This is a genomic window from Haloarcula sp. CBA1122 (genome assembly GCF_009741785.1).
Classification (GTDB): domain Archaea; phylum Halobacteriota; class Halobacteria; order Halobacteriales; family Haloarculaceae; genus Haloarcula; species Haloarcula hispanica.
In genome coordinates this window covers 1-9,063 of the sequence record NZ_WPCB01000080.1, presented here as the reverse complement: position 1 = coordinate 9,063, position 9,063 = coordinate 1, and the positions used below count along the sequence as shown (strand labels likewise).

Annotated in this window: 11 protein-coding genes and 2 pseudogenes; 4 read left to right on the top strand and 9 right to left on the bottom strand. The window is 66.6% G+C overall.

The window, feature by feature from the left end:
- From GJ630_RS18620 to GJ630_RS18605, 4 genes and pseudogenes are all read right to left on the bottom strand, one after another.
- Nucleotides 1–583: class I SAM-dependent methyltransferase (locus GJ630_RS18620; protein WP_371727933.1), on the bottom strand; the 583-nt coding region annotated here is incomplete at its 3' end.
- Nucleotides 580–1,476, bottom strand: coding sequence for a thiamine-phosphate synthase family protein (locus GJ630_RS18615; protein ID WP_191450667.1), 897 nt, complete (start codon nt 1,474–1,476; stop codon nt 580–582). The genes GJ630_RS18615 and GJ630_RS18620, both read right to left, overlap by 4 nt.
- Nucleotides 1,477–2,063 (bottom strand): annotated as a pseudogene (gene dcd, locus GJ630_RS18610) (dCTP deaminase).
- A gap of 41 nt (nt 2,064–2,104) precedes the next feature.
- A complete protein-coding gene (locus GJ630_RS18605; protein ID WP_371727931.1) occupies nt 2,105–2,848 on the bottom strand; it encodes a Yip1 family protein in 744 nt (247 codons plus the stop codon).
- A 77-nt stretch (nt 2,849–2,925) separates the two neighbouring features.
- Between GJ630_RS18605 and pth2 the strand changes: the two genes are divergently transcribed.
- The 3 genes from pth2 to psmB all read left to right on the top strand — a co-directional run bounded on the left by pth2 (nt 2,926) and on the right by psmB (nt 4,760).
- Nucleotides 2,926–3,264, top strand: coding sequence for a peptidyl-tRNA hydrolase Pth2 (pth2, locus tag GJ630_RS18600; RefSeq protein WP_004591375.1), 339 nt, complete (start codon nt 2,926–2,928; stop codon nt 3,262–3,264).
- Between the two features lie 69 nt (nt 3,265–3,333).
- The gene (gene psmA / locus GJ630_RS18595) at nt 3,334–4,068 is read left to right on the top strand and encodes an archaeal proteasome endopeptidase complex subunit alpha (RefSeq protein WP_191450664.1); all 735 of its coding nucleotides are present in this window, start codon (nt 3,334–3,336) and stop codon (nt 4,066–4,068) included.
- Nucleotides 4,068–4,760 (top strand): archaeal proteasome endopeptidase complex subunit beta, encoded by a 693-nt coding sequence (gene psmB, locus GJ630_RS18590; protein ID WP_014041001.1) that lies wholly within the window; start codon nt 4,068–4,070, stop codon nt 4,758–4,760. The genes psmA and psmB overlap by 1 nt, the downstream gene beginning before the upstream one ends.
- Before the next feature lie 53 nt (nt 4,761–4,813).
- On the opposite strand, the gene GJ630_RS18585 is transcribed toward psmB, so the two are convergent.
- From GJ630_RS18585 to tenA, 5 genes and pseudogenes are all read right to left on the bottom strand, one after another.
- A complete protein-coding gene (locus GJ630_RS18585; RefSeq protein ID WP_014041000.1) occupies nt 4,814–5,209 on the bottom strand; it encodes a universal stress protein in 396 nt (131 codons plus the stop codon).
- 83 nt (nt 5,210–5,292) lie between these two features.
- On the bottom strand, nt 5,293–5,421 hold the full coding sequence (locus GJ630_RS20395; protein ID WP_014040999.1) for a hypothetical protein: 129 nt from the start codon (nt 5,419–5,421) through the stop codon (nt 5,293–5,295).
- Nucleotides 5,418–6,926: a sodium:solute symporter family protein gene (locus GJ630_RS18580; RefSeq protein ID WP_191450662.1), complete on the bottom strand. Its 1,509-nt coding sequence runs from the start codon at nt 6,924–6,926 to the stop codon at nt 5,418–5,420. Before GJ630_RS18580 ends, GJ630_RS20395 begins: the two co-directional genes overlap by 4 nt.
- A complete protein-coding gene (locus GJ630_RS18575) occupies nt 6,927–7,694 on the bottom strand; it encodes a TenA family protein (RefSeq protein ID WP_191450660.1) in 768 nt (255 codons plus the stop codon).
- Nucleotides 7,691–8,349 (bottom strand): annotated as a pseudogene (gene tenA, locus GJ630_RS18570) (thiaminase II). The gene GJ630_RS18575 and the pseudogene tenA overlap by 4 nt, the downstream one beginning before the upstream one ends.
- 196 nt (nt 8,350–8,545) lie before the next feature.
- On the opposite strand from tenA, the gene GJ630_RS18565 reads away from it, so the two are divergent.
- A partial coding sequence (locus GJ630_RS18565) for a transcriptional regulator (RefSeq protein WP_191450658.1) occupies nt 8,546–9,063 on the top strand: 518 nt, incomplete at its 3' end.

Here is a 9,063-nt window from a genome sequence, read left to right as displayed (position 1 = left end):
TCCGCTCGGTAAGTCGCTCGCGGGCCGCCCGTACCCGCCGCTCGAACGCGCTGGCGTGTGACCGCCTGGACAGGCGCGTTCCCGGCGCGGAGAGGCGGACGAACCCCTCGAACGCGAGGTTCAGCGGTGTGGCGAGGGTGCTGGGGCTCCGCTGGAAGTTCAGCAGGGCGACACGGCCGCCGGGGCCAACGCTGTCACACCACGCGTCGACCGCCGCCGCAGGGTCCTCGAAGATGCCGGCGACGAACGTCGCCAGAACGGCATCGGCCTCTCGAATCGGCGGACGGGCGGCATCGGCCTGCACGTAGTGTACGGCTCCGCCGGTTCTGGCGGGCCGTTCGCGTGCGCGGTCGAGCATTTCCCGTGTCACGTCGATACCGACGACTTGACCCGACGGGCCGACTCGCTCGCGGAGCGCCGGCACATTCGCGCCAGTGCCACAGCCCATTTCGACGACGGTATCGCCGGGCGCGAGCGCCAGCGAGTCCGCCGTCCGGTCGCGCCAGGACGCCACGCCGGGGGCATTCGCTACCCAGTCGTACACTCGCGCCCACCGGCCGTAGAAGGACTGCGCGTCTGTCACAGGATTTCGCGCGCCGTTTCAGCGACCGACACAGCGTCGTCCCCGAGCAGGTACACCACCGGCTCGATACCCATCGCGCCGGTGTGGTAGAGCACGTCGGCCGCTGGGTCGTCAGCCAGCGCGGCCGCGACGGCGGGCTCGACGCTCTCCTCGGCGTCGAACTCGACCACGGTCCGACCGGCATCTCGTAGCGCGGTCACGACGCCGTCGTCGTACCGGACGTTCAACACTGCGCGGGCGTCGCTCCCGGCGGCCCGCGCCGCCAGCAACAGCGACGCGACGTGCTCGCTGACGCCGAACTCCGGGTCCGCCGGAATCGTTGCCCGTCCTTTCACGTCGAGAATCCGCCCCGGGACGGCGGCCACGTCCTCGATGCTGTCGGCCTCGGGGAGACACTGGACGAGGTTCGACCCGACCGCCGGGATGAGCGTCGCGAACCCACTAGTGTTTTCCAGCACGCTGAGTCCGCGACGCACCGACGCGAGCGTCCGTTCGGCCGACCGGAGCTGTGAGTCCGGGTCGTGGACAGCGAACTCGTCGTCGTAGTCGCCCAGCTCTGGGACCGCGTCCTCGTGTATCTGCGCCAGCACGCCGCCCTGTTCGAGTTCGCGGATGAACACTTCTGTTTCGACCAGCGCTTGAACAGAACTCATATCGCCGTCGGCCAGCCCGTCGGCCAGTCGCTCGACCAGTTCCTCCAGCCCGCGGTGGGCCAGCAGGTCGTCGTGGCGCGCCACGTCGCCGTGGACGTACTTCGAGACCGCGCTCTGGCTGATGCCCAGCAGGTCGGCGACCTCGGACTGTGTCAGCCCGCGCTCTCTGAGGGCGTCGGCCAGCAGCGAGCGAAACGTCGGCAGGAAGTCGTCGACGACGATTTCCTCGATGAACCGCATCTATTGGTCGCCTCCGAATTCCCTATCTCCCTGTATCTTGCTCGCCTGCGGCCCGGACTGGCCCTGATACTTCGAGCCGCGTTCGGCTCCGTACGGGCGGTCGGCGGGTGTCTTGAGTTCGGTAAAGGTGAGCTGCGAGATTCGCATTCCGGGCGTGAGCGCAACGGGCGCGGTGCGAGGTTCGACAGTTCGAGGGTAATCTGGCCCTCGTAGCCGGGGTCACACAGGCCGGCCGTCGCGTGCACCACAATCGCCAGGCGGCCCAGCGACGAGCGTCCTTCGACGTGGGCGATGAGGTCGTCGGGGATGGCGACGCGCTCGTGGGTCGTCCCCAGCACGAAGTCGCCGGGGTGGAGGATGAACTCGCCGCCTTCCTCGATGACGGTTTCCTCGACGTAATCGGCGACTTCGTCCTCGGAGTTCGGGTGGATACAGGGGATGTTGGCGTGCTGGAACTCCAGGAACTCCCGGCCGAGACGGAGGTCGACGCTGGCGGGCTGAATCTGGATGTCCGGGTCGTCGAGCGGTTCGACGACGAGGTCACCCTGCTCCAGTCGTCGGAGAATATCCGCATCTGAGAGTATCATGAGAGTGGCGTGTGCGGCCGGAAGCCTAAACTCCCCGATTCTCAGGAGGCAATCACGGGGAGCGTCGCGACGATGACCGCGATGGCGGCTGCCGCGTACCGGCTAATCTCGTGGACGACGCGGAGCCCGCCAGCCCAGACGTACGCCTGCCAGGCCGCGGTCCCGACCTGTATTGCGAGAAACACGAGCCCGGAGAGCCCGTTCTGTAGACGCCGTACCTGTTCGAGGAGCAGTTCCGGCGAGGACGCAGAGAGGTCTGTGTTGGCAGCGAAGAAGACGAGTGCAGCGCCGCTGGCGGCAACGCCGACAACGGACGGAAGGAGTCCCCAGGCAGTTATCTCTGCCGTCTCGCCGAACTGGCCGGCACCCCCGGCTAGCTTTGCGCCGACATACAGACCGACCATCAGTCCGATGCAGACGATACTGAAGCCGACAAACAGCCCCGGAAGGACTTCAGTCGCATAGTCCCAGATGAGCGACCCGACTTCGACAGTCTGTGTCGCCGGTTCGTCACAGCCGGATACGGTTATGCCGCCGACGCCGCCGTCTTCGCACATCTGCTCCGGCGGCCGTGCGGGGTTGTCTCGCTCTACGGTACCAGTGAACTGGGCGGCGAACAGCCGGAGCGCGACCCCGAGACCGACTGTGACGGCGACGGCGATGCCGAAAACGAGGCCGCCGCCGCGGTATCCGTTCAGTTGGTCACGTCGCTGTTCGAAGAACGCGCCCGGTCGCAGGAGGAACGTTCGGATGGTGGAGGGCATCTCCGGGGTGTGCTCGGCCACGGCGTATGTACTCTGTGGTATGTGCAACCGTGGAGGGAGTCCGACGGGCGTTTAAGTACGGGTGGCCATGTAATCGTATGAAGCAGGCTATCGTCGCGCGGGCCGACATCGGTATGGGCGAGGGCAAGCTCGCCGCCCAGGTTGCCCACGCCTCGCTGTCGGCCTACGAGGACGCCGGCCCGAAACCCCGCAAAGCCTGGAAGGGCGCGGGGCAGAAGAAAGTCGTCCTGAAAGCCACGAGCGAGTCCGAACTGTTCGAACTCGCGGACGTGGCCGAGCGCGAAGGCCTGCCGCATGCGGTCGTCCGAGACGCCGGCCACACACAGCTCGACCCGGGAACCGTCACGGCGCTCGCCGTCGGCCCCGCCGAGGACGAGCTGGTGGACCGCGTCACCGGCGACCTGCCGCTGTTCTGAGGGCAGCGGCCCGCGATACGGTTATATAAGAGCAACCCTAACCTCAGGTGAACAACAACACCACACATCATGCAAGGAAACGAACAACAGGCCTACGACCGCGGGATTACCATCTTCTCCCCGGACGGACGCCTCTATCAGGTCGAGTACGCACGAGAAGCCGTCAAGCGCGGAACCGCGAGCGTCGGGGTCCGCACCGCGGACGGCGTGGTCATCGCCGCGGACCGCCACGCCCGGTCGCCGCTTATCGAGCGCGACAGCATCGAAAAGATTCACGAAATCGACTCCCACGTCGGCGTCGCCAGCGCGGGCCACGTGGCCGACGCGCGCCAGCTTATCGACGTGGCGCGCCGGCAGGCCCAGGTCAACCGCCTGCGCTACGACGAGCCGGCCTCCGTTGAGTCCCTGACGAAGGAGATTACGGACTACATCCAGCAGTACACCCAGACCGGCGGCGCGCGCCCGTTCGGTGTCGCGCTGCTGGTCGCCGGTATCGAGGACGGCCAGCCCCGACTGTTCGAGACGGACCCCTCGGGGACCCCCTACGAGTGGCAAGCAGTCGCCATCGGCGGCTCCCGCGAGGACATCCAGTCGTTCCTCGAAGACGAGTACGACGACGAGATGGACCTCGAAGGCGGCATCGAACTCGCGCTCCGGGCGCTGGCCTCGGTCAACGAGGACGGCCTCGACGCGACCGGCGTCGACATCGCCACCATCGACGTGGAAAGCGAGCAGTTCGAGAAGCTCGCCGAGGACGACATCGCCGAGCGCCTGGAAGAGTTCGAACTCGGAGGTGAGAACTGATGTACGACCCCGAGAACCGACTGACCGACGCCTACGAACCCGAGGTCGGCAACCTGCCGAACGAGGACGGCGGCCGCGACGAGGAGAACGTCGTCAAGACCGGGACGACGACCGTCGGCATCTCGACGGAGAACGGCGTCATCATCGCGACGGACCGCCGCGCCTCGCTGGGCGGCCGTTTCGTCTCGAACAAGCAGGTCCAGAAGGTCGAGCAGATCCACCCGACGGCCGCGATGACGCTGGTCGGCAGCGTCGGCGGGGCCCAGTCGTTCATCCGCTCGCTGCGCGCCGAGGCCGACCTCTACGAGGTCCGCCGCGACGAACCGCTCTCGATTCACGCGCTGGCGACGCTCGCGGGTAACTTCGCCCGCGGTGGCCCGTACTTCGCCATCAACCCGATCGTCGGCGGCGTCGACGAAGAAGGCAGCCACGTCTACAGCGTCGACCCAGCTGGCGGCGTGCTCGAAGACGACTACACCGTCACCGGCTCCGGGACGATGGTCGCGACGGGGACCATCGAAGGGCAGTACGACCCCGAGATGAGTCTCTCCGAGGCTCGCAATCTGGCGATTCGCGCGGTCAACGCCGCGGCCGAGCGTGACACCGGGTCCGGCAACGGTGTCGTGCTGGCTGAAATCACCGACGAGGGCGTCGAGATCGACGCCTTCGACGACTACGAGTCGGCCGAATAGCGCGGCTGTCTCGGTCTTTGCTTTCTCTGCGGTCCGTTACCGGCGGCCAGTCGCTACTCCCGCGGCACGACCCGCATTGGGTAGTTCGACTGCCGCATGATATCTTGGGCGACGCTCCCGAAGATGAGCCGGTCGGTCTGGCTCCGCTTGCGGACGCCGATGACGAGTTCGTCGGCATCGACCTCTTCGGCGATGTCGAAGATATCTTCAGCCGGGCTGTTCCCCCGGATTATCTGGTAGGTCTCGACGGACACCTGGTCGCCCAGACGGTCCGAGACGACTTCGAGTGCGGCCTTCCCGTCGGCAACCGCATCCGGTGGCGTCCTGTCTCCGCCCGGTTGTGAGTTGACCGCGTATACGCTGTCGTCCGGGTCGAGGACGTCTTCGAGGTATGAACACAGTGTCTGGCTGACTGTCTCGGAATTGGTTGCGAGCACGAAAGTCTGCATATGCGACGTTCCTCACCCATCATGATAAGTATGTGTCTTGTTACCACGAAACGCCGTATATCCGGACTCTCACGGTCGCCGGACTACTCGGTCAGGACCAGCCAGCCGACGGCGAGAAAGACAGCGAGCACCAGCAGAATCGACCCCCAGGCCAGCACCGCGAACGCCGTCGACCCGAGTGCGGCGAGGGGGAGGACGGCTGGTAGCGTCATTGCTCGGACCCCCCGTCGGCCACCGGATCGTCAAGCGCACGGACCTCCCGGCCGAGGGCGTCGAGGTCGGCATCGGCCCCGCCAAGCAGCGTCGCAACTGCGGTGAGAGCGGCCGAAACGAGCGTTGCGCCGGCAAAGGCAATGAGGAACGACGGCGCTGGCAGCATACTCCCGACGCCCGGTATCGCGGCTATAAGGCCGCGGAGCGACGGGAAGTACGTGAAGCCGACGAGTAATCCTGCGATGCCAGAGACCAGCGCGCCCGGCCCGGTGAGCTGCTCGGTGTAGAGACCGGCGAGGAAGGGCACGAAGACGCCAGCCGCCAGCAGGTCGGCAGTCAGGAACAACTGGAGGACGCTGTACCCCTGCGCACCGATGAACATCGCGGCGAGCGCGACGGCGACCGTCAGCCCGCGCCCGCCCAGCCACAGGGTCCGCTGGTCGGGATCGTCGAGCAACCGGGCGAGGTCGGCCGTAACGACGCTGGCGATAGCGTTGAACATCGTATCGGCGGAACTCATCACCAGCAATACGGCGAGGACAACGATGGCGAGGGTCACCCACGTCGGGAACGCCTCCGCCACCACGAGGAAGAAGGCGATACTGGCGGAACCGGATTCCGTGAGGCCCAGCCCCGCGGCGGCGATGCCGAACAGGCCGGCGAGCAGGAGCATCGGCACGACGACGACGGCGGCGATGCCCAGTCCGCGACGGAGGGCGCGCTCCCCGTCGGCGGCGTACACCCGCTGCCAGACCCCCTGGTTCAGCATGTTCGCGCCCAGGAGAGCGAAGGCGACGTACAGCCCGAACTCCAGGCCGGGGCCGAATCCGGGGTCCAGCAGCGTCGGGTCGGCCGACACCACCGTCGCGTGGAACTCGCTCGTCCCGCCCAGCGAGAGGAGCGCGCCGCCGAAGCCGACGGCTAGCAGTGGGAGGATGACCAGCGTCTGGACGGTGTCGGTGACGATGCTCGCAAGCAGGCCGCCGTAGGCCGTGTAGACGAGGACGAAGCCGCCGATGAGCAGCGAGGTCTGCCAGAGCGGCACATCTGCGACGAGCGCGAGCGCGCCGGCGATTCCGGTCATCTCCGCGGCGAGGAAGATGAACATGTAAAACACCGAGACGAGCAAGACGAGCAGGTACATCCCGGAGCCAAAGCGAGCGTAGGCGAACTCCGTCAGCGAGTGGCCTGCGGGCATCACCTCGCGGATGCGAGCGCCGACTGGAATAAAGAGGAGAAGTGGAATCGCGCTGCCGATGGCGTAGCCCAGCACGGCGGGCAGCCCACCGAAGGCGGCCCCGGCCTCGGCGGGGCTCAGCAGAATCCAGACGCCCATCATCGACGCGATGACCGTCGCAGCGAGGGTCCCACTACCGGCCGAGTCACGGGCCGAGATGTACGTCTCCACCGAGTCGATTCGGCCGCGGGCGGCGAAGAGGCCGATGCCGGTGAACACGAGAACGGTCGCCGCGGTCAGACCGAGAACGATAGCTGAGGATACCATCTACGGGCTCACCTCGCGGTCGGCCGTCTCAGCGGTTTCCTCGTAGGCCGTCTCGAAGAACTGCTGTTCGAGCGTGACCGTGCGGTCGAACAGCGACGCGACGCGGGCCTCCCGGCGGGGCGAAAGCGTCGGCCCGACGGCGTCGAGTTCGCCCCGGAGCCAGTCGACGAACGCGACGAAGGAGTCGACGGCGTGGAGATCGACCCACTCGGCGAAGTAGAACGGCAGTCCCATCCCGGAGCTGGGGAGGCCGTCGCTGTCCGGGTCGCCGTGGGCCGCCGCGGCGGCCGTCGCCCACGACTCGTATATCCACTCTGCCGGGACGAGGACGGCCAGCGTCTCGGCGTAGCCCCCCTCTCGGGCGGCACGAGCGAGCAGGTCGATGAACGCCCTCGTCGCCGGCGTCTGCTCGGGGTCTTGCCAGCGCGAATCTTCGACGCCGAGTGCGGCAAAGGAGCGCTCGAAGTAGTCGTCTTCCTCGTCGGTCACGGTATCGAGGAACTCCACAAACTGGCGTTTGGCGGCCATATCGGGGGCCTGCCCGACCGCGTGGCCGAACGTCCCGACGAGTTCGTCGACGAACGCGTAGTCCTGTACCAGATACTCGGCGAACGCGTCTTCGTCGAGCGTGCCGGCCCCGAGTTCCTCGACAAACCGGTGTTCGACGGCGGCGTCCCAGTCCGGTTGACTCTGCTCCCGGAGCCAGTCGGTGAATCGGGGGCCCGTGACGCGGTCGGCGTACGCCGAGTACGTTTCGGCCGTCGTCATAGCTCCCACCCCTCCTGCGTGTAGGCCATCTCCCAGAACCGGTGTTCGAGCTTCGCGCTCGTCAGAAATGCGTCCTCCATGCATCGCGTTGCCCGGAATAGCGCTCGCCACAGCGGTCGACGTACGCCCGACACCAGCCCGTCGCCTCGCGGAAGTCGTCGCTGGTGTACATCTCGATAAAGGGCGTGTACCGGTGCTCACCGTCGGCCAGGTCGGCCATGTGTTCGGCCACGTCGAGGTACCCCTGCATACAGGGGTACAGCGCGGCGGCGATCTCCGCCTCGTGGCCCTCATAGGCCGTTCGGACGAGGAAGTTCGTGTACGCCAGACAGGTCGGAGCTTTCTCGGTAGACTCCAACTCACGACGCGAGATGCCGTAGTCCGACGCGAACTCCCGGTGGAGGTCCATCTCGGTGTCGAGCACCTGATGGGCGACCCCGAGCAGGTGCGTCATCGTCGATTCGTCGTTTGCCGTCGCGCCGGCGAGCGCGAACAGCCGCGCGTAGTCCTGCAGGTACCGGTAGTCCTGTTTCACCCAGTGCTCGAACGCCGCTTCGTCGAGTGTCCCGTCGGCCAGTTCGCGGACGAACGGGTGGTCCTTCTGTGCGTCCCAGATGTCTTCGCCGGTGTCGAGCAGGTGGTCGCTGAACGCCATTGGTGGCCAACACAACAACCTCCGACGTATTATATCCTGCTAATACAACCAAGTTGTAACAAGGCGATTCGTGACGCACACGGCGAACTCCGAGTACGAGCGGGCCCCTCCGGCTGTCTGCTTCCAGAACGCCGCAGTCGACCAGCAGCTTTCGTAGTCCAAACTGCTAAACGAACTACGGCCCTCACTTCTGGCAATGACACTGCAGTTGCCGAGCGAAATCGTGGTCGAGCGATTCCTCCCGACGGCCCGGGCGATGCTCGCCACGAGACTCGACGAGAAGGGGTGGACCCAGCAGGAGATCGCCGACCAGCTCGGAGTGACACAGGCCGCAGTAAGCAAGTACGGCAGCGGCTCGGTCACCGTAGAAGAGCGGTTTCGAGAGGACGCCCGGATGCAACAGACTATCGAGCGGATCGCCGACGGACTGGCCGCGGGCGAGATGGACGAGTTCGCGGTGCTTGGCGAACTGCTCGCCCTGGTACGGGAGTTCGAGGATAGGGGGCCCATCTGTGCAGTCCACGAGGAGGAGATGCCGGCGCTACAGGGGATGGGCTGTGACCTCTGTGTTCGGGGAACAGATACCGCCGTGAAAGCGGAACGGGCCGTGCTGTCGTCGGTCCGGCGAGCCACGCGACTGCTGGCGGACAGCGCCGTCGTCGTCGACGCCATCCCGAACGTGGGGATGAACGTCGGCATGGCGCTGCCGGACGC

Excerpts from the sequence above, each read along its gene's own strand:
- GJ630_RS18615 (WP_191450667.1), bottom strand. The coding sequence starts at position 1,476 with ATGCGGTTCATCGAGGAAATCGTCGTCGACGACTTCCTGCCGACGTTT.
- pth2 (WP_004591375.1), top strand. The coding sequence starts at position 2,926 with ATGAAGCAGGCTATCGTCGCGCGGGCCGACATCGGTATGGGCGAGGGC.
- psmA (WP_191450664.1), top strand. The coding sequence starts at position 3,334 with ATGCAAGGAAACGAACAACAGGCCTACGACCGCGGGATTACCATCTTC.
- psmB (WP_014041001.1), top strand. The coding sequence starts at position 4,068 with ATGTACGACCCCGAGAACCGACTGACCGACGCCTACGAACCCGAGGTC.
- GJ630_RS18585 (WP_014041000.1), bottom strand. The coding sequence starts at position 5,209 with ATGCAGACTTTCGTGCTCGCAACCAATTCCGAGACAGTCAGCCAGACA.
- GJ630_RS20395 (WP_014040999.1), bottom strand. The coding sequence starts at position 5,421 with ATGACGCTACCAGCCGTCCTCCCCCTCGCCGCACTCGGGTCGACGGCG.
- GJ630_RS18580 (WP_191450662.1), bottom strand. The coding sequence starts at position 6,926 with ATGGTATCCTCAGCTATCGTTCTCGGTCTGACCGCGGCGACCGTTCTC.
- GJ630_RS18575 (WP_191450660.1), bottom strand. The coding sequence starts at position 7,694 with ATGACGACGGCCGAAACGTACTCGGCGTACGCCGACCGCGTCACGGGC.